Source organism: Streptomyces diastaticus subsp. diastaticus (genome assembly GCF_011170125.1).
GTDB classification, from domain to species: Bacteria; Actinomycetota; Actinomycetes; order Streptomycetales; family Streptomycetaceae; genus Streptomyces; species Streptomyces diastaticus.
On the sequence record NZ_BLLN01000003.1, the window covers coordinates 771,004 to 789,650 of the forward strand.

16 protein-coding genes are annotated in these 18,647 nt (G+C 72.1%); 11 read left to right on the forward strand and 5 right to left on the reverse strand.

The features are described from left to right. Positions 1 to 572 precede the first annotated feature (572 nt). From rapZ to pgi, 9 genes are all read left to right on the forward strand, one after another. Positions 573 to 1,508 carry an RNase adapter RapZ gene (gene rapZ, locus Sdia_RS11860; protein ID WP_189500013.1) on the forward strand — a complete coding sequence of 312 codons (936 nt, stop codon included), beginning with the start codon at positions 573 to 575 and terminating at the stop codon, positions 1,506 to 1,508. Continuing rightward, complete coding sequence (locus tag Sdia_RS11865; RefSeq protein WP_100453186.1) at positions 1,505 to 2,566, forward strand: gluconeogenesis factor YvcK family protein; 1,062 nt, start codon at positions 1,505 to 1,507, stop codon at positions 2,564 to 2,566. The genes rapZ and Sdia_RS11865 overlap by 4 nt, the downstream gene beginning before the upstream one ends. Continuing rightward, positions 2,557 to 3,546, forward strand: a complete 990-nt coding sequence (whiA, locus tag Sdia_RS11870; protein ID WP_023419981.1) for a DNA-binding protein WhiA — start codon at positions 2,557 to 2,559, stop codon at positions 3,544 to 3,546. The genes Sdia_RS11865 and whiA overlap by 10 nt, the downstream gene beginning before the upstream one ends. Before the next feature lie 339 nt (positions 3,547 to 3,885). After that, entirely contained in the window at positions 3,886 to 4,893 is a 1,008-nt protein-coding gene (gene gap, locus Sdia_RS11875) for a type I glyceraldehyde-3-phosphate dehydrogenase (protein ID WP_100453187.1), read from the forward strand. Positions 4,894 to 5,043: 150 nt separating this feature from the next. Beyond that, on the forward strand, positions 5,044 to 6,255 hold the full coding sequence (locus Sdia_RS11880) for a phosphoglycerate kinase (protein WP_115068569.1): 1,212 nt from the start codon (positions 5,044 to 5,046) through the stop codon (positions 6,253 to 6,255). Between the two features lie 39 nt (positions 6,256 to 6,294). Next, entirely contained in the window at positions 6,295 to 7,050 is a 756-nt protein-coding gene (gene tpiA, locus Sdia_RS11885) for a triose-phosphate isomerase (protein ID WP_189500035.1), read from the forward strand. Positions 7,051 to 7,175: 125 nt separating this feature from the next. Then, on the forward strand, positions 7,176 to 7,403 hold the full coding sequence (secG, locus tag Sdia_RS11890) for a preprotein translocase subunit SecG (RefSeq protein ID WP_008406068.1): 228 nt from the start codon (positions 7,176 to 7,178) through the stop codon (positions 7,401 to 7,403). Positions 7,404 to 7,594: 191 nt separating this feature from the next. Further along, entirely contained in the window at positions 7,595 to 7,930 is a 336-nt protein-coding gene (locus Sdia_RS11895) for an RNA polymerase-binding protein RbpA (RefSeq protein ID WP_100453190.1), read from the forward strand. 141 nt (positions 7,931 to 8,071) lie between these two features. Further along, complete coding sequence (pgi, locus tag Sdia_RS11900; RefSeq protein ID WP_189500014.1) at positions 8,072 to 9,742, forward strand: glucose-6-phosphate isomerase; 1,671 nt, start codon at positions 8,072 to 8,074, stop codon at positions 9,740 to 9,742. Between the two features lie 69 nt (positions 9,743 to 9,811). On the opposite strand, the gene pgl is transcribed toward pgi, so the two are convergent. From pgl to tkt, 5 genes are read right to left on the reverse strand one after another with little or no spacing between them, the layout of a single operon-like run. After that, positions 9,812 to 10,597, reverse strand: coding sequence for a 6-phosphogluconolactonase (pgl, locus tag Sdia_RS11905; RefSeq protein ID WP_100453192.1), 786 nt, complete (start codon positions 10,595 to 10,597; stop codon positions 9,812 to 9,814). Continuing rightward, the gene (gene opcA / locus Sdia_RS11910) at positions 10,594 to 11,634 is read right to left on the reverse strand and encodes a glucose-6-phosphate dehydrogenase assembly protein OpcA (RefSeq protein ID WP_189500015.1); all 1,041 of its coding nucleotides are present in this window, start codon (positions 11,632 to 11,634) and stop codon (positions 10,594 to 10,596) included. The genes pgl and opcA overlap by 4 nt, the downstream gene beginning before the upstream one ends. Further along, positions 11,631 to 13,163, reverse strand: a complete 1,533-nt coding sequence (zwf, locus tag Sdia_RS11915) for a glucose-6-phosphate dehydrogenase (protein ID WP_100453194.1) — start codon at positions 13,161 to 13,163, stop codon at positions 11,631 to 11,633. Before zwf ends, opcA begins: the two co-directional genes overlap by 4 nt. Positions 13,164 to 13,168: 5 nt before the next feature. After that, positions 13,169 to 14,311, reverse strand: a complete 1,143-nt coding sequence (gene tal, locus Sdia_RS11920) for a transaldolase (RefSeq protein WP_124287049.1) — start codon at positions 14,309 to 14,311, stop codon at positions 13,169 to 13,171. A gap of 41 nt (positions 14,312 to 14,352) precedes the next feature. Next, positions 14,353 to 16,440 carry a transketolase gene (gene tkt, locus Sdia_RS11925; protein WP_115068566.1) on the reverse strand — a complete coding sequence of 696 codons (2,088 nt, stop codon included), beginning with the start codon at positions 16,438 to 16,440 and terminating at the stop codon, positions 14,353 to 14,355. 403 nt (positions 16,441 to 16,843) lie between these two features. On the opposite strand from tkt, the gene Sdia_RS11930 reads away from it, so the two are divergent. Together Sdia_RS11930 and Sdia_RS11935 are read left to right on the forward strand one after the other, a co-directional pair. Next, on the forward strand, positions 16,844 to 17,785 hold the full coding sequence (locus Sdia_RS11930; protein WP_164381995.1) for a heme o synthase: 942 nt from the start codon (positions 16,844 to 16,846) through the stop codon (positions 17,783 to 17,785). 113 nt (positions 17,786 to 17,898) lie between these two features. Then, positions 17,899 to 18,255 carry a hypothetical protein gene (locus tag Sdia_RS11935; RefSeq protein WP_100453198.1) on the forward strand — a complete coding sequence of 119 codons (357 nt, stop codon included), beginning with the start codon at positions 17,899 to 17,901 and terminating at the stop codon, positions 18,253 to 18,255. The last annotated feature ends 392 nt before the right edge of the window (positions 18,256 to 18,647 follow it).

Consider the following 18,647-nt stretch of genomic DNA (forward strand, 5'->3'; position numbering starts at 1 on the left):
CCCGCCACCGGGCCCGGCGGCGGGGCGGAGCCGGAGCAGACGCGCGACACGCCCGGCTGGACCCCCGCGCCAGGTTCCCTGGGCGAGTCCGGGCGGACGGGCGTGCCCTCGGCGTCCGGCGCCGCGCCGGAGCCGGGCGACCGCCGTGTTCCCGACGGCCCGCGGGCGGCGCCCCCGGGACCGTCGGGACCCGGCCGCCCGTCGGGTGTGCCCGGAGCGGACGGGGAGGCGGCGCAGCCGCTGCGTCCGGCGGCGTCGGCGCCCCAGCCGGGGGAGGCGGGGGAAGCACGGGCGCCGAAGGAGGGCGGCCCGCAGCCGCTCCAGGGGGCGGCTCCGCAGCCCGCCGAGGGGCAGCCGGGCCGCAGAGAGGACACCACCGCCCCGTCGGCGGGCAATTCCCCGGCACCGCACCGCGCGGCCGGTTCCCCGGACGGCGGTGCGGCGGGACAGACTGGAGAGCCGGGGGTGTCCGGTCCGGCCGAGCAGGACGGGCCGGGTGACCGGACAGCACCGGACGGCGTGCCTGACCAGGCACCGCCGCAGACCGCACCGAGGAACCGGGGGCAGCAGACATGACCGAGCGTGACGGAGAAGAGGCACAGGTGAGTACGGGCACGACCGGCGACACGGCGGAGGCCGGCGAGACGGCCATCCCCGAGCTGGTGATCATCTCCGGGATGTCCGGCGCCGGGCGCAGCACCGCGGCCAAATGCCTGGAGGACCTCGGCTGGTTCGTCGTCGACAACCTGCCGCCCGCCCTCATCCCCACCATGGTGGAGCTGGGCGCCCGTTCCCAGGGGAACGTCGCGCGGATCGCCGTCGTCGTCGACGTGCGCGGCCGCCGCTTCTTCGACAATCTGCGCGAGTCCCTCGCCGACCTCGACGTCAAGAACGTCACCCGGCGCATCGTCTTCCTGGAGTCCTCCGACGACGCGCTGGTGCGCCGTTTCGAGTCGGTGCGCCGCCCGCACCCCCTGCAGGGCGACGGCCGCATCGTCGACGGCATCGACGCCGAGCGCGACCTGCTGCGTGAACTGCGCGGCGACGCCGACCTCGTCATCGACACCTCCAGCCTCAACGTCCACGAGCTGCGCGCCAAGATGGACGCCCAGTTCGCGGGCGACGAGGAGCCCGAGCTGCGGGCCACCGTGATGTCCTTCGGATACAAGTACGGCCTGCCCGTCGACGCCGACCTCGTCGTCGACTGCCGCTTCCTGCCCAACCCGCACTGGGTCCCCGAGCTGCGGCCCTTCACCGGGCTGAACGAAGAGGTCTCGCAGTACGTGTTGAGCCGTCCGGGCGCCAAGGAGTTCCTGGACCAGTACACCGAGCTCCTCCAGTTGATCAACCGCGGCTACCGCCGGGAGGGCAAGCGGTACGTGACGATCGCGGTCGGGTGTACCGGCGGCAAGCACCGTTCCGTGGCCATGTCCGAGAAGCTCGCCTCCCGCCTCGCCTCCGAGGGCGTCGAGACGGTCGTCGTCCACCGAGACATGGGCCGGGAATGACCGGCCGCCCCTCGCGCCTGCGGCGGACGCGGAGGTCCACGCCGGCCACGACACCCCTCGGCTGGTCACCGCGTCCGCGCCCGCGCGGCCGCGGTGCCCAGCCCAAGGTCGTGGCCCTCGGCGGCGGGATGGGCCTGTCCGCCTCGCTGACCGCCCTGCGCCGCATCACCGGCGACCTCACCGCCGTCGTCACCGTGGCCGACGACGGCGGCTCCAGCGGCCGCCTCCGCGACGAGCTGGGCGTGCTGCCCCCGGGCGACCTGCGCAAGGCGCTGGCCGCGCTCTGCGGCGACGACGACTGGGGCCAGACCTGGGCCCGGGTGATCCAGCACCGCTTCCACTCCCGCGGCGACCTGCACGACCACGCCGTCGGCAATCTGCTGATCGTCGCCCTGTGGGAGCAGCTCGGCGACCACGTCCAGGCGCTCGACCTGGTCGGCACCCTGCTCGGCGCGCACGGCCGGGTACTGCCCATGTCCGCCGTACCCCTGGAACTGCAGGCGCTGGTGCGGGGCCACGACCCGGCCCGTCCGGACGACGTGGACACCGTCCGCGGCCAGGCGACCGTGGCCCTGACCCCCGGCGAGGTGCAGTCGGTGCACCTGGTGCCGCACGACCCGCCGGCCGTGCCCGAGGCGGTCGAGGCGGTCCTGGACGCGGACTGGGTGGTGCTCGGCCCGGGGTCCTGGTTCTCCTCGGTCATCCCCCACCTGCTGGTGCCCGAACTGCTCGACGCGCTGCTCTCCACCAAGGCCCGCCGGGTCCTCTCACTCAACCTCGCGCCGCAACCCGGAGAAACCGAAGGCTTCTCCCCGCAGCGTCATTTGGAGGTTTTGGCCCGACACGCCCCTAAACTCGCCCTGGACGTGGTGCTCGCCGACGAGGCGGCCGTGCCCGACCGTCTCTCGCTCGACGACGCCGCCCGGCGTCTGGGCGCGACGGTCGAGCTGGCGCCCGTGGCCCGCCCTGACGGCAGCCCCCGGCACGACCCGGAGCTGCTGGCGGCCGCGTACGACCGTATTTTCCGGATGCATGGAAGGATCGGCCCATGGCGATGACGGCAGCGGTGAAGGACGAGGTCTCCCGGCTTCCCGTCACCCGCACCTGTTGCAGGAAGGCGGAGGTATCCGCGGTCCTGCGGTTCGCGGGTGGGCTGCACCTGGTGAGCGGCCGCATCGTGATCGAGGCGGAGCTGGACACGGCGATGGCCGCCCGGCGCCTCAAGCGGGACATCCTGGAGATCTTCGGCCACAGTTCCGAACTGATCGTGATGGCCCCCGGCGGACTGCGCCGCGGTTCGCGCTACGTGGTGCGGGTGGTGGCCGGCGGTGACCAGCTCGCCCGGCAGACGGGGCTGGTCGACGGCCGCGGCCGCCCGATCAGAGGGCTGCCGCCGCAGGTCGTCTCCGGCGCCACCTGCGACGCCGAGGCGGCCTGGCGTGGCGCGTTCCTCGCCCACGGCTCGCTCACCGAGCCCGGCCGCTCCTCCTCCCTGGAGGTCACCTGCCCCGGCCCGGAGGCGGCCCTCGCCCTGGTCGGCGCGGCCCGCAGGCTCTCCATCGCCGGCAAGGCCCGCGAGGTGCGCGGCGTCGACCGGGTGGTGGTCCGCGACGGTGACGCGATCGGCGCGCTGCTGACCCGCCTCGGCGCCCACGAGTCGGTGCTCGCCTGGGAGGAGCGGCGGATGCGGCGCGAGGTGCGCGCCACCGCCAACCGCCTGGCCAACTTCGACGACGCCAACCTCCGCCGCTCGGCGCGGGCGGCCGTCGCCGCCGGGGCCCGCGTCCAGCGCGCCCTGGAGATCCTCGGCGAGGAGGTTCCCGAGCACCTGGCGGCCGCCGGCCGGCTGCGCATGGAGCACAAGCAGGCGTCGCTGGAGGAGCTGGGCGCGCTCGCCGATCCGCCGCTCACCAAGGACGCGGTGGCCGGGCGCATCCGGCGCCTGCTGGCCATGGCCGACAAGCGGGCCCAGGACCTGGGCATCGCCGGCACCGAGGCCGGCCTCAGTGAGGACCTCGCCGACCATCTCGTCGGCTGACGCGCCCCCGCGGTCAACCCGGCGGGCGCCACTCGCCCGTACGGATGACGTACCGCCCGGCCCCGCCCTCCCGGTCACGGGGGAGCGGGGCCGTTCCGGTCGCGGGCGGAGTCAACCGGGCGTACTCTGCGCCCGGTTGACGGAGAGTGACGGGACGGCGGTTTCCGGGCCGGGTGGAACAGCCGTACCGGCTACCGGACAGTAGTCCCGGGAGCGCCCCGGGCGGTCTCCGCCGATGTCACTCCGGGGACGACGGAGAGGTAGGGTCGGAGAAGGTCGGGGACATCCCATACAGCTCGCCGGCGTCGAAAACCGGCGTACCAACGAGGAGATCGGCTCGTGACGATCCGCGTAGGCATCAACGGCTTCGGCCGCATCGGTCGCAACTACTTCCGCGCCCTTCTGGACCAGGGCGCGGACATCGAGATCGTGGCTGTCAACGACCTGGGTGACACCGCGACCACCGCACACCTGCTGAAGTACGACACCATCCTCGGCAAGCTCTCCGAAGAGGTCTCGCACACCGAGGACACCATCACGGTCGGCGACAAGACCGTCAAGGTGCTCTCCGAGCGCGACCCCGCCGACATCCCGTGGGGGGACCTCGGCGTCGACATCGTCATCGAGTCGACCGGCATCTTCACCAAGAAGGCCGACGCCGAGAAGCACCTCACCGCCGGCGCCAAGAAGGTCATCATCTCGGCCCCGGCCAAGGATGAGGACATCACCATCGTGATGGGCGTCAACGAGGACAAGTACGACCCCGCCACCGACAACATCATCTCCAACGCCTCCTGCACCACCAACTGTGTGGCGCCGATGGCCAAGGTTCTGGACGAGAACTTCGGCATCGTCAAGGGCCTGATGACGACGGTGCACGCCTACACCAACGACCAGCGCATCCTGGACTTCCCGCACAAGGACCTGCGCCGCGCCCGCGCCGCCGCAGAGAACATCATCCCGACCACCACGGGCGCCGCCAAGGCCACCGCGCTGGTCCTGCCGCAGCTCAAGGGCAAGCTCGACGGCATCGCGATGCGCGTCCCGGTCCCCACCGGCTCCGTCACCGACCTGGTGGTCGAGCTCAAGCGCGAGGTCACCAGGGACGAGGTCAACGCCGCCTTCGAGAAGGCCGCCCAGCAGGGCCAGCTCGCCGGGAAGCTCGTCTACACGGCCGACCCGATCGTCTCCTCGGACATCGTCTCGACCCCGGCCTCCTGCACCTTCGACTCGCTGCTGACCATGGCCGAGGGCACCACGGCCAAGATCATCGGCTGGTACGACAACGAGTGGGGCTACTCCAACCGCCTCGTCGACCTCACCGTCTTCGTGGGCGAGCGGCTCTGACCGCACCTCGCACGGCAGGCAGCACCGCACGATGAGTGACAGGGTCCGGACCCGCGCGACGCAGCGCGGTCCGGGCCCTGTCGCACGCCGCACGCCGGCCCCCACGACCATGCAGCACGAGAGCAGAGCCACGAGCCCAGGAGAGCAGTCATGAAGACGATCGACCAACTTCTCGACGAGGGAGTGAACGGCAAGCGGGTCTTCGTCCGCGCCGACCTCAACGTCCCCCTCGCCGACGGGCAGATCACCGACGACGGCCGCATCCGCGCCGTCCTGCCGACCGTCCAGGCCCTCACCGGCGCCGGCGCCAAGGTGGTCGTCGCCTCCCACCTCGGCCGGCCCAAGGGAGCCCCCGACCCGGCCTTCTCGCTGCTGCCCGCGGCCGAGCGGCTCGGTGAACTCCTCGGCGAGCCCGTGGCGTTCGCCCAGGACACCGTCGGCCCCGCCGCCCACGCCGCCGTCGACGGGCTGGAGCCCGGCCAGGTCGCGGTCGTCGAGAACCTCCGCTTCAACCCGGGTGAGACCAGCAAGGACGACGCCGAGCGCGGCACCTTCGCCGACGCACTCGCCGCGCTGGCCGACGTGTACGTGGGCGACGGCTTCGGCGCCGTGCACCGCAAGCACGCCTCGGTCTACGACCTCCCGGCGCGCCTGCCGCACTACGCCGGCCACCTCATCGCCACCGAGGTCGGCGTCCTCAGGAAGCTGACCGACGACGTCCAGCGCCCCTACGCGGTGGTCCTCGGCGGCGCCAAGGTCTCCGACAAGCTCGGCGTCATCGACAACCTGCTGGAGAAGGCCGACCGCATCCTGATCGGCGGCGGCATGGTCTTCACCTTCCTCAAGGCCAAGGGGTACGAGGTCGGCGCCTCGATGCTCCAGGAGGACCAGATCCCGGTCGTCCAGGAGTACCTGAAGCGCGCCGGGGAGAAGGGCGTGGAGTTCGTCCTCCCGGTCGACGTGGTCGTCTCCGGCGGCTTCCCCGACCTGAAGGCGAAGGAGGCCACCCACCCGGACGTCGTCCCCGCGGACGCCATCCCGGCCGGCCAGATGGGGCTGGACATCGGCCCCGCCACCGCGGAGCTGTACGCCACCAAGCTCGCCGACGCCCGCACGATCTTCTGGAACGGCCCCATGGGGGTCTTCGAGCACCCCGACTACGCTGACGGCACCCGGGCAGTGGCCCAGGCCCTGCTCGACTCCCCGGCCTTCACGGTCGTCGGCGGCGGCGACTCCGCCGCGGCCGTCCGGCTGCTGGGCTTCGACGAAAACGCATACGGACACATCTCGACCGGCGGCGGCGCCAGCCTCGAATACCTCGAGGGCAAGACGCTCCCCGGCCTCGCCGCACTGGAGGACTGAACCACCGTGACTGACACTGCCCAGGGACGCACCCCGCTGATGGCGGGCAACTGGAAGATGAACCTCAACCACCTGGAGGCCATCGCCCACGTCCAGAAGCTGGCGTTCGCCCTGTCCGACAAGGACTACGACGCCGTCGAGGTCGCGGTCCTGCCGCCCTTCACGGACCTCAGGTCGGTCCAGACGCTGGTCGACGGCGACAAGCTCAAGATCAAGTACGGCGCCCAGGACATCTCGGCGCACGACTCCGGGGCCTACACCGGCGAGATCTCCGGCCCGATGCTGGCGAAGCTGAAGTGCTCCTACGTGGCGGTCGGCCACTCGGAGCGCCGCCAGTACCACGGCGAGAGCGACGAGCTGTGCAACGCCAAGGTCAGGGCCGCCTTCAAGTACGGCATCACCCCGATCCTCTGCGTCGGCGAGGGCCTCGACGTCCGCAAGGCCGGCGAGCAGGTCCCGCACACCCTCGCCCAGGTCGACGGCGGTCTGAGGGACGTCCCCGCCGAGCAGGCCGAGACGATCGTCATCGCCTATGAGCCGGTATGGGCCATCGGCACCGGTGAGGTCGCCACCCCGGAGGACGCCCAGGAGGTGTGCGGGGCGATCCGCGGCCGCCTGGCCGAGCTGTACTCGCAGGAGCTGGCCGACAAGGTCCGCATCCAGTACGGCGGTTCCGTCAAGGGTGGCAACGTCGCGGCGATCATGGCCCAGCCCGACGTGGACGGCGCCCTGGTCGGCGGTGCCGCGCTGGACACGGACGAGTTCGTCAAGATCGTCCGCTTCCGCGACCAGTGAGCCCGCGCTTCCGCGACCAGTGAGTATGCGGTAGAGCGGAATCGGCGTACCCTTGCGGGGGCCGGGGCACCTGACCCGGCCCCCGCAGTCCATCCAGTTCCGAGGAAGTTGGTCCAGCCGTGGTTATGGGGTTCTCGATCGCCCTGATCGTCTTCAGCCTGCTGCTGATGCTGCTGGTGCTGATGCACAAGGGGAAGGGCGGCGGCCTCTCCGACATGTTCGGTGGCGGCATGCAGTCCTCCGTGGGTGGCTCCTCGGTCGCCGAGCGGAACCTCGACCGGATCACGGTCGTCGTCAGCCTGCTCTGGTTCGCCTGCATCGTGGTGCTCGGCCTCCTGATGAAGCTGGACTGAGCCACCCGGCACCGCCGGCGCCGGTCCCGATCCGGTCGCGCGCTCTATCATGAGGCGTGCGCCCGGCGGGCACCGCGTCCGCGGAGCCCTCGAATCCGCCCCCTGGACGCCTGTCGCGGCATCCGTACACTGGTGCGCCCGCGGCGGAGCCGGTCACGCTTCGCGGCACCATCACGCAGGGAGTGACGACTGTGGCAAGTGGCAACGCGATCCGCGGCAGCCGGGTCGGAGCGGGGCCCATGGGGGAGGCCGAGCGGGGCGAGTCGGCACCGCGCCTGCGGCTCTCCTTCTGGTGCGCCAACGGACACGAGACCCAGCCGAGCTTCGCCAGTGACGCGCAGGTCCCCGAGACCTGGGACTGCCCGCGCTGCGGTTTCCCCGCCGGCCAGGACCGGGACGACCCCCCGGCCCCGCCGCGCACCGAACCGTACAAGACGCACCTCGCCTACGTCCGTGAGCGGCGCTCCGACGCCGACGGCGAGGCGATCCTCGCCGAGGCCCTGGCCAAGCTCCGCGGCGAGATCTGAACGGCGCGCCGCCCGGCCACCGGCTGTTGGCCCGGTGGCCGTCCTCTGGCCTCTCTGTGGCACCACCGCGGGCGTCCCGCCATCAATTAGGTTGGTGGGGCAGCGGGGCAAGCCGAGACGAGAGAAGGCGGAAAGTCACCGATGAACCCAGCAAGCCGAACCGAGCTGTCCCAGCGGCCGCAGTGGACCGCGCTCGCCGACCACCGCGCGGCGCTCGGCGAGGTGAGCCTGCGGCAGTTGTTCGCCGACGACCCGCGCCGCGGTGAGCGGTACACCCTCCAGGTCGGCGACCTGCACATCGACTACTCCAAGCAGCTCGTCACCGACGAGACGCTGACGCTGCTGCGGGAGCTGGCCGAGGCCACCGGCGTGGCCGGACTGCGCGACGCGATGTACCGCGGCGAGCGGATCAACACCACCGAGAACCGCGCGGTCCTGCACACCGCGCTGCGCGCGCCGCGCGGCGCCGTCATCGAGGACGGCGGCCCCGGCGGCCCGAACGTCGTCCCCGAGGTCCACGAAGTCCTCGACCGTATGGCCGGCTTCGCGGAGAAGGTGCGCTCCGGCGAGTGGACCGGCGCCACCGGCCGGCCGCTGCGCACCATCGTCAACATCGGCATCGGCGGCTCCGACCTCGGCCCCGCCATGGCCTACGAGGTGCTGCGCTCCTTCTCCGACCGCGACCTGACGGTGCGTTTCGTCTCCAACGTCGACGGCGCCGACCTCTACGAGTCGGTCCGCGACCTCGACCCGGCCGAGACGCTCTTCATCGTCGCCTCCAAGACCTTCACCACCATCGAGACCGTCACCAACGCCGAGGCCGCACGTCGTTGGCTCCTCGACGGTCTCGGCGCCGGGCCCGAGGCCGTGGCGCGGCACTTCGTCGCGCTCTCCACCAACGCCGAGAAGGTCGCCGAGTTCGGCATCGACCCGGCCAACATGTTCGAGTTCTGGGACTGGGTCGGCGGCCGTTACTCCTACGACTCGGCCATCGGCCTCTCCCTGATGGTCGCCATCGGCCCCGAGCGGTTCCGCGAGATGCTCGACGGCTTCCACCTGGTCGACGAGCACTTCCGCACCGCGCCCCCCGAGGCCAACGTGCCGCTGCTGCTGGGCCTCCTCGGCATCTGGTACGGCAACTTCCACGGCGCCCAGTCGCACGTGGTGCTGCCCTACTCGCACTACCTCTCCCGCTTCGCCGCCTACCTCCAGCAGCTCGACATGGAGTCCAACGGCAAGCGCGTCCAGCGCGACGGCGTCCCCGTCGCCTGGCAGACCGGGCCGGTCGTCTGGGGCACCCCCGGCACCAACGGCCAGCACGCCTACTACCAGCTGCTCCACCAGGGCACCAAGCTGATCCCCGCCGACTTCATCGGCTTCGCCCGGCCCGTCGACGCGCTGCCGCCCGGCCTCGCCGGCCAGCACGACCTGCTGATGGCCAACTTCTTCGCCCAGACGCAGGCACTCGCCTTCGGCAGGACCGCCGAGGAGGTCCGCGCCGAGGGCGTCCCGGAGGAACTGGTGCCGCACCGCACCTTCCCCGGCGACCGGCCCACCACCACCATCCTGGCCGACGAGCTGACCCCCTCGGTCCTCGGCCAGCTCGTCGCCCTCTACGAGCACAAGGTGTTCGTCCAGGGTGCCGTCTGGGGCATCGACTCCTTCGACCAGTGGGGCGTGGAGCTCGGCAAGGTGCTCGCCAAGGAGGTCGAACCGCTGCTGACCGCCAAGGAGGGTGAGCGCTCCACCGACTCCCTGGACACCTCCACCGCCGCCCTCGTCGCCCGCTACCGCGAGCTGCGCGGCCGCTGACCGGTACGGAACAGGGCCCGGCCTCCTGGTGGGAAGCCGGGCCCTGGCCCGTCGTGGCGGGAGCCGCGCTCAGGCGGACGCCTGCGGGTAGAGGTCCCGCGGCAGCTGCGAGGCGGCCGCCCCGTCCAGCAGCCACAGGGTCCGCGACCAGCCCGTCGCGCCGGCCGCCGGGGCCTGGATCTCCCCCGCGCCGGAGAGGGCGATGGCCGCGGCGTTCGCCTTGTCCTCACCCGCCGCCAGCAGCCACACCTCGCGGGCCGCCCGGATCGCCGGGAGCGTCAGGGTGACACGGGTCGGCGGCGGCTTGGGCGCGCCGTGCACCGCGACCACCGTCCGCTCCGTCTCCCGTACGGCCGGCAGCTCCGGGAAGAGCGAGGCCACATGGGTGTCCGGGCCGACGCCCAGCATCAGCACGTCGAAGTCGGGCACCGCGCCGTGGCCGTGGTGCGCCGCCGCGGCGGCCAGTTCGGCGGCGTACGCCTCGGCGGCGGCCTCCGGGTCGTCGCCCCACGGCCCGTCCGAGGCCGGCATCGGGTGGACGCGGTCCGGGTCGAGCGGGACGGCGTCGAGCAGGGCCTCGCGGGCCTGGGTGACGTTCCGCTCGGGGTCGCCCTCGGGCAGGAACCGCTCGTCGCCCCACCACAGGTCGACCCGGCGCCAGTCCACCGCCTCCCGCGCCGGGGAGGCGGCGAGCGCGGCGAGCAGGCCGTTGCCGTTGCGGCCGCCGGTGAGGACCAGCGAGGCGTGGCCACGGGCCGCCTGGGCGTCGACCACGTGCGTGATCAGCCGGGCGGCGGCCGCCTGAGCCATCAGCTCCTTGTCGCGGTGGACCACCAGTTGCGGGGTGCGGGTCACTTGGCGCCCTTCTTCGCTGCGGTGGCCTTGGTCGTCCGCTTCACCGGCGCGTCCTTGTGGCCCTCCGCCCGGTGCGGGGCGTCCGGGGCGTCCGCGACCCGCGGCACCTCGTGCTCGTCCAGACGCTCCACGCCGAACCGCAGGGCGGCCGCATAGGTGTCGTCCGGGTCGAGGCGGCGCAGCTCCTCGGCGATCAGCTCGGCGGTCTCGCGCCGCTTGAGGGCGACCGCCCGCTTCGGCTGGCCCTCGATGGAGAGTGTGGCCAGCGCCCCGTCGGCCCGGTCCAGGACGATCGGGCCGCAGTCGGTCTCCATCCGCACCCCGGTCAGCCCCGGGCCCGGCGACGCCTTGCGGGCCACCGGCACCTGGAGCCGCTCGGCGAGCCACATGGCCAGCAGCTCGCAGCTCGGGTTGAACTCCTCGCCCTCCACCTCCACCGACGTGACCTGGCAGACGACCTGGTCGAGCGCGGCGGCCAGCATCGAGCGCCACGGCGTGATCCGGGTCCAGGCCAGGTCGGTGTCGCCCGGGGTGTAGGAGGCGGCCCGCTCGGCCAGCTCCTTGATGGGCTGCTCACCGGCGTAGGTGTCGGTGACCCGGCGCTGGGCGAGGGCGCCCAGCGGGTCCTTCGCCGGGTCCAGCGGCCCGTTGACCGGCCACCAGACGACGACCGGGGCGTCCGGGAGCAGCAGCGGCAGCACCACGGACTGGGCGTGGTCGACGATCTCGCCGTAGAGGCGCAGGATGATCGTCTCGCCGGTGGAGGCGTCGGCGCCCACCCGGATCTCGGCGTCCAGCCGCGAGGTGGTGCGGTTGCGCGGGGAGCGCGAGACCCGCTTGATGACGACCAGGGTGCGCGAGGGGTGCTCCCGCGACGCCTCGTTGGCCGACTTCAGCGCGTCGTAGGCGTTCTCCTCGTCGGTGACGATGACCAGGGTCAGCACCATGCCGACGGCAGGGGTGCCGATCGCGCGGCGCCCCTGCACCAGCGCCTTGTTGATCTTGCTGGAGGTGGTGTCCGTCAGATCGATCTTCATGGCCGGCGCCAGCTCCGTCCGTCTCGTGCGAGCATCTCGTCCGCCTCCTTGGGGCCCCAGCTGCCGGCCGGGTACTGCGCCGGCTTGCCGTGGGTGTCCCAGTACTGCTCGATCGGGTCGAGGATGCGCCAGGACATCTCGACCTCCTCGGTACGCGGGAAGAGGTTGGCGTCGCCGAGCAGCACGTCGAGGATGAGCCGCTCGTACGCCTCGGGGCTGGACTCGGTGAAGGACTCGCCGTAGGCGAAGTCCATCGACACGTCCCGGACCTCCATGGAGGTGCCGGGCACCTTCGAACCGAACCGCACGGTCACGCCCTCGTCCGGCTGGACCCGGATGACCAGGGCGTTGTGGCCCAGTTCCTCGGTGGTCGTGGTGTCGAACGGGGAGTGCGGGGCGCGCTGGAAGACCACCGCGATCTCGGTGACCCGGCGGCCCAGCCGCTTGCCGGTCCGCAGGTAGAAGGGGACGCCCGCCCAGCGGCGGTTGTCGACCTTCAGCTTCACGGCGGCGTAGGTGTCGGTGGTGGAGCGGGGGTTGATCCCCTCCTCCTCCAGATAGCCGACGGCCTTCTCGCCGCCCTGCCAGCCGGCCGAGTACTGCGCGCGGACCGTGTCCTCGCCCAGGTCGTCGGGGAGCCGGACGGCGCCGAGGACCTTGGCCTTCTCCGCCACCAGCGCGTCGGCCTCGAAGGAGGCGGGCTCCTCCATGGCGGTCAGCGCCATCAGCTGGAGCAGGTGGTTCTGGATGACGTCGCGGGCGGCGCCGATGCCGTCGTAGTAGCCGGCCCGGCCGCCGATGCCGATGTCCTCCGCCATGGTGATCTGCACGTGGTCGACGTACGACCGGTTCCACAGCGGTTCGAACATGGTGTTGGCGAAACGGAGCGCCAGGATGTTCTGGACGGTCTCCTTGCCGAGGTAGTGGTCGATCCGGAACACCTGGTCCGGGGCGAACACCTCGTGCACGATCTCGTTCAGCTCGCGGGCCGAGGCCAGGTCGTGGCCGAACGGCTTCTCGATGACGGCGCGCCGCCAGGAGCCCTCGGGGGCGTCGGCCAGGCCGTGCTTCTTGAGCTGCTGGACGACCTTGGGGAAGAACTTCGGCGGGACGGAGAGGTAGAAAGCGAAGTTGCCGCCCGTGCCCTGCTCCTTGTCCAGCTCCTCCATGGTCGCCTTGAGGGTCTCGAACGACGCGTCCTCGTCGAAGGTGCCCTGGACGAACCGCATGCCCTGGGCCAGCTGCTGCCAGACCTCCTCGCGGAAGGGGGTACGGGCGTACTCCTTGACGGCGTCGTGGACGACCTCGGCGAAGTCCTGGTCCTGCCACTCGCGCCGGGCGAACCCGATGAGGGAGAAGCCTGGCGGCAGGAGGCCGCGGTTGGCCAGGTCGTAGACGGCGGGCATCAGCTTCTTGCGCGACAGGTCGCCGGTGACGCCGAAGATGACCAGGCCCGACGGCCCCGCGATACGCGGGAGCCGTCGGTCCGCGGCGTCACGAAGCGGGTTCGCTCCGTGCAGTGCGGTCAAGGGGATCAGCCCTCCGAGGAGGCGAGCCGGTCCAGCTCGGCCTTGGTCGAGGTGAGGAGGTCCTTCCAGGACGCCTCGAACTTGTCGACGCCCTCGTCCTCCAGGAGCTGCACGACCTCGTCGTACCCGATGCCCAGCCCGGCGATGGCGTCGAGCACGCCCTGCGCCGCCTCGTATGTACCGGAGACCGCGTCCCCGGCGATCTGGCCGTGGTCGGCGGCGGCCTCCAGGGTGGCCTCCGGCATGGTGTTGACGGTGCCCGGCGCGACCAGGTCGTCGACGTACATCGTGTCCTTGTACGCCGGGTCCTTCACGCCGGTCGACGCCCAGAGCGGGCGCTGCCGGTTGGCGTGGGCCTTCTCCAGCTCGGCCCAGCGGGCGGAGGCCGGGGTCGTGCCGTCGAGCGAGCCGAAGACCCGCTCGTACGCCTGGTAGGCGAGACGGGCGTTGGCCAGCGCGGCCCGGCCCTTCAGCGCCTTGGCCTCGTCGGTGCCGAGCGCGTCGAGCCGCTTGTCGACCTCGGTGTCGACGCGGGAGACGAAGAACGACGCCACCGAATGGATCTTCGAGAGGTCCAGGCCCGCGGCCTTCGCCTTCTCCAGACCGGCCAGGAAGGCGTCCATCACCTCGCGGTAGCGCTCCAGCGAGAAGATCAGCGTGACGTTGACGCTGATGCCCTTGCCGATCACCTCGGTGATGGCGGGCAGCCCGGCGCGGGTGGCGGGGATCTTCACCAGCGTGTTCGGCCGGTCCACCAGCCACGCCAGCTGCTTCGCCTCGGCGATGGTCGCCTTGGTGTTGTGCGCCAGCAGCGGGTCGACCTCGATCGACACCCGGCCGTCCTGGCCGTCGGTGGCGTCGAAGACCGGCCGCAGGATGTCGGCCGCGTCGCGGACGTCCGCGGTGGTGATCATGCGGACGGCCTCCTCGACGGAGACCTCCCGCGCGGCGAGGTCGGCGAGCTGGGACTCGTAGCCGTCGCCCTGCGAGATCGCCTTCTGGAAGATCGACGGGTTGGTGGTGACCCCGACGACGTGGTTCTCGTCGACGAGCTCGGCGAGGTTGCCGGACGTGATGCGCTTGCGCGACAGGTCGTCCAGCCAGATCGCCACGCCCTCGTCGGAGAGGCGCTTCAGTGCGTCTGCCATGGAAAAAACATCTCCTACAGCTACAGAGGTATGTGCCGTCGTCAGCGCTGAGCGGCGGCGAGGGATTCCCGGGCGGCCTCGGCCACCGCGTCCGCGGTGAAGCCGAACTCGCGGAACAGCACCTTCCCGTCCGCCGAGGCACCGAAGTGCTCCAGCGAGACGATCCGGCCCGCGTCGCCGACGAAGCGGTACCAGGTCAGGCCGATGCCGGCCTCGACCGCCACCCGTGCGCGCACGGCACGCGGCAGCACCGACTCGCGGTACGCCTCGTCCTGCTCCTCGAACCACTCGACGCACGGCACGGAGACCACCCGGGTGGGCACGCCGGCCGCCTGGAGCTGCTCGCGGGCCTCGACGGCGAGCTGCACCTCGGAACCGGTGCCGATCAGGATGACCTGCGGTTCCCCGCCCTCGGCCTCCGCGAGGACGTAGCCGCCGCGGGCCGCGTTCTCGTTCAGCTCGTAGGTCGGCACGCCCTGCCGGGTCAGCGCCAGGCCGTGCGGGGCGCCCTTGCCGTACACCTTGGTCCACCGGCGCATGATCTCCCGCCAGGCGACGACCGTCTCGTTGGCGTCGGCCGGGCGGACCAGGTTCAGGCCGGGGATGGCGCGCAGTGCGGCCAGGTGCTCCACCGGCTGGTGGGTCGGGCCGTCCTCGCCGAGGCCGATCGAGTCGTGCGTCCACACGTAGGTCACCGGCAGGTGCATCAGCGCGGAGAGGCGCACCGCGTTGCGCATGTAGTCGGAGAAGACCAGGAACGTACCGCCGTAGATACGGGTGTTGCCGTGGAGCTGGATGCCGTTCATCTCGGCGGCCATCGCGTGCTCGCGGATCCCGAAGTGGATGGTCCGGCCGTACGGGTCGGCCTCCGGCAGCGGGTTGCCCGCGGGCAGGAAGGACGAGGTCTTGTCGATCGTCGTGTTGTTCGAGCCGGCCAGGTCGGCGGAGCCGCCCCACAGCTCGGGCACGACCGCGCCGAGCGCCTGGAGGACCTTGCCGGAGGCGGCGCGGGTCGCGACGGCCTTGCCGGTCTCGAAGACCGGCAGCGCCTCCTGCCAGCCCTCGGGCAGCTCCCCGGCGGCGACACGGTCGAAGAGCGCGGCGTGCTCCGGGTTGGCGGTGCGCCAGGCGGCGTACTGCTTCTCCCACTCGGAGCGCAGCTCGCGGCCCCGGTCCAGGGCGCCACGGGTGTGGGCCAGCACCTCGTCGGAGACCTCGAAGCTCTTCTCCGGGTCGAAGCCGAGGACGCGCTTGGTGGCGGCCACCTCGTCCGCGCCGAGAGCCGAGCCGTGCGCGGCCTCGGTGTTCTGCGCGTTGGGGGCGGGCCAGGCGATGATCGAGCGCATCGCGATGAAGGAGGGGCGCTCCGTCTCCGCCTTCGCCGCCTCCAGCGCCTCGTGCAGCGCGACCGGGTCCAGGTCGCCGTTCTCCTTCGGCGCCACCCGCTGGACGTGCCAGCCGTACGCCTCGTACCGCTTGAGGGTGTCCTCGGAGACGGCCGTCTCGGTGTCGCCCTCGATCGAGATGTGGTTGTCGTCCCACAGCATGATCAGGTTGCCGAGCTTCTGGTGGCCGGCGGTGGAGGAGGCCTCGGCGGAGATGCCCTCCTGGAGACAGCCGTCTCCGGCGATGCAGTAGACGTGGTGGTCGAACGGCGAGGTGCCCGCGGCGGCCCGCGGGTCGAACAGACCGCGCTCGTACCGCGCGGCCATCGCCATGCCCACCGCGTTGGCCACACCCTGCCCGAGCGGGCCGGTGGTGGTCTCCACGCCGGTGGTGTGGCCGTACTCCGGATGCCCCGGGGTCTTCGAGCCGAAGGTGCGGAAGGCCTTCAGGTCGTCCAGCTCCAGGCCGAAGCCGGCCAGGTAGAGCTGGATGTAGAGGGTCAGGGACGAGTGGCCCACGGAGAGGACGAAGCGGTCGCGCCCCGTCCAGTTCGCGTCCGCCGGGTCGTGCCGCATCACCTTCTGGAAGAGGGTGTACGCGGCCGGCGCGAGGCTCATCGCCGTACCGGGATGGCCGTTGCCGACCTTCTGTACGGCGTCTGCGGCCAGGACGCGAACGGTGTCGACGGCCCGCTGGTCCTCTGCGGTCCACTCGAAGTCTGTGGTGGTCGGCTTGGTGCTCACCCTGGGTCAGGGCTCCTCTCCACATGTCGAACGCCGGTGACGTCGGGACACCGGACGCGGTCGAGCCTACCGGTGACGGAAGGTGCTGATCCTTCCGTTCGCCGCCGCCGTCCCCGCGCCCTCGGCACCAGCCTGCCGGGCCCCGCCGGAGCGCGCCTGCCGGGCGGCGCCGGCTCGCGCCCCGCCCGGGCGCGGACGGACACGTTCCGTCAACCGGGTGGCGCTCGCGGCCGCGTCCGGGCGCCCACCGGACACGCTCCGTGCACCGGGGGCGGGCGCCAACACGACGGACCCCCCGCGAGGGGCGGGGGACAGCAACGTCTAAAGTGACCGGGAAGGCGCGAGTCCTAACCGATCCTTTATGGCCGGTGACTTGCTGGAAATGTCTCTGTCAGGGGTGTGCGTGACGGCCGTTGAATCCCGTCCTGCGGGAGCGCTCGGGACCAGCCCAGGCCATCGGCCGTTCGGGGCCCGCGCCAAGGCATTCGTGGCGATGACCAAGCCGCGGATCATCGAACTGCTGCTCATCACCACGGTCCCGGTGATGTTCCTGGCCGAGCAGGGGGTGCCCTCGCTCACGCTGGTCCTGGTCACCTGCGTCGGCGGCTACCTCTCGGCGGGCGGTGCCAACGCCCTCAACATGTACATCGACCGGGACATCGACGCCCTGATGGAGCGGACCGCGCAACGTCCGCTGGTCACCGGCATGATCAGCCCGCGCGAGGGCCTGGTCTTCGGCCTCGCGCTCGCGGTGTTCTCCACCCTCTGGTTCGGGCTGCTGGTCAACTGGCTCTCCGCCTGGCTCTCGCTCGGCGCCCTCCTGTTCTACGTGGTCGTCTACACGATGATCCTGAAGCGGCGCACCGCGCAGAACATCGTCTGGGGCGGTATCGCCGGGTGCATGCCGGTCCTCATCGGCTGGTCGGCGGTGACCGGCACGGTCTCCTGGGCCGCCGTCATCCTCTTCCTCGTCATCTTCTTCTGGACGCCGCCGCACTACTGGCCGCTGTCGATGAAGGTCAAGGAGGACTACGCGCGGGTCGGCGTGCCGATGCTCCCGGTGATCGCCTCCAACCGCGTCGTCGCCAGGCAGATCGTGGTCTACAGCTGGGTCATGGTCGGCGTCTCGCTGCTGCTCCAGCCGCTCGGGTACACCGGCTGGTTCTACACGGCGGTAGCGCTGGTCACCGGCGGCTGGTGGCTCTGGGAGGCGCACGGCCTCCAGAACCGCGCCCGGCAGGGCACCACGGGCGCCAAGCTCAAGGAGATGCGCCTCTTCCACTGGTCCATCACCTACGTGTCGCTGCTCTTCGTGGCGGTCGCCGTGGACCCGTTCCTGCGCTGACCCGCCCGCGGGGCGGTACCCCCGCACCACTGACCGCCGACGGGCGGGGCGCGTGGCCAAGGCCACCCGCCCCGCCCGTCGCCCGTTGATCTACTGCTCGGTAGCATCTGGCCATGGCCAACACACAGCAGGACGCGACCAAGCCGAACGCCCGCGACGAGCGCCGCGCGGCCAGGGCCGCCAAGTCCATCACCGCCTTCGCCGAGGCCCACGGCGGCACCGAGGCCCAGATCGCCTCCCTCGGGGAGGAGGGCGCCCGCATCGTCCTCGTCTGCGGTGACGGCGCCTGGGGCGACGTCGTGGTGCCCAGTATGGAAGTGGCCCGGGCCGCCACCGAGAAGGCGGGTGTCACCGTCCACGACGAGTTCGCGGGCGAGTTCGCCGCCAAGGTCGTCACCGGCCCGTACGAGTGGGCCCGCATGGCCGGCATCCAGATCGGCGGCCCCGGCAGGCCGGGCCGCGCCGCCTGAGTCCGCCTGCGCGGGGCCGGGCCGAGGCGGAGGGCCGGCCGGGTGGCGACACCGGGTCGCTCCGGTTCGGCCCGGCCCCTACGAGGCGGCGCGGCCCGGAACCGCCTGTTCCGGCAGGCGGATTCCACCGTTCGGGTGGTGTGTGGGCGCGGAAGCCGCACCGCTCCGGTGAGCGAGTCCGGGCCGGGCCGGGCGGCGCTTCCGGTCGCCCGGCTCAGGGGTGACGCCCGGAGCCGGCTCCCGCCGTCAGCCACCGCGGCGGCGCCGCGCGCCGACGGGGGACCGTGACCGCCGCCCCGCTCCTGGTGGCCGGCACGCCGAGCCCGAGGGACCGGTACCGCCACGGGCTCGTGCGGGGCGAACCGGGTCTCGCGCCGGCTCCGGGGCCCGGC

What these genes read in the sequence shown, in the direction of transcription:
- rapZ (WP_189500013.1), top strand. Translation starts at nt 573, where the DNA reads ATGACCGAGCGTGACGGAGAAGAGGCACAGGTGAGTACGGGCACGACC.
- Sdia_RS11865 (WP_100453186.1), top strand. Translation starts at nt 1,505, where the DNA reads ATGACCGGCCGCCCCTCGCGCCTGCGGCGGACGCGGAGGTCCACGCCG.
- whiA (WP_023419981.1), top strand. Translation starts at nt 2,557, where the DNA reads ATGGCGATGACGGCAGCGGTGAAGGACGAGGTCTCCCGGCTTCCCGTC.
- Sdia_RS11880 (WP_115068569.1), top strand. Translation starts at nt 5,044, where the DNA reads ATGAAGACGATCGACCAACTTCTCGACGAGGGAGTGAACGGCAAGCGG.
- tpiA (WP_189500035.1), top strand. Translation starts at nt 6,295, where the DNA reads ATGGCGGGCAACTGGAAGATGAACCTCAACCACCTGGAGGCCATCGCC.
- secG (WP_008406068.1), top strand. Translation starts at nt 7,176, where the DNA reads ATGGGGTTCTCGATCGCCCTGATCGTCTTCAGCCTGCTGCTGATGCTG.
- pgi (WP_189500014.1), top strand. Translation starts at nt 8,072, where the DNA reads ATGAACCCAGCAAGCCGAACCGAGCTGTCCCAGCGGCCGCAGTGGACC.
- opcA (WP_189500015.1), bottom strand. Translation starts at nt 11,634, where the DNA reads ATGAAGATCGATCTGACGGACACCACCTCCAGCAAGATCAACAAGGCG.
- tal (WP_124287049.1), bottom strand. Translation starts at nt 14,311, where the DNA reads ATGGCAGACGCACTGAAGCGCCTCTCCGACGAGGGCGTGGCGATCTGG.
- Sdia_RS11935 (WP_100453198.1), top strand. Translation starts at nt 17,899, where the DNA reads ATGGCCAACACACAGCAGGACGCGACCAAGCCGAACGCCCGCGACGAG.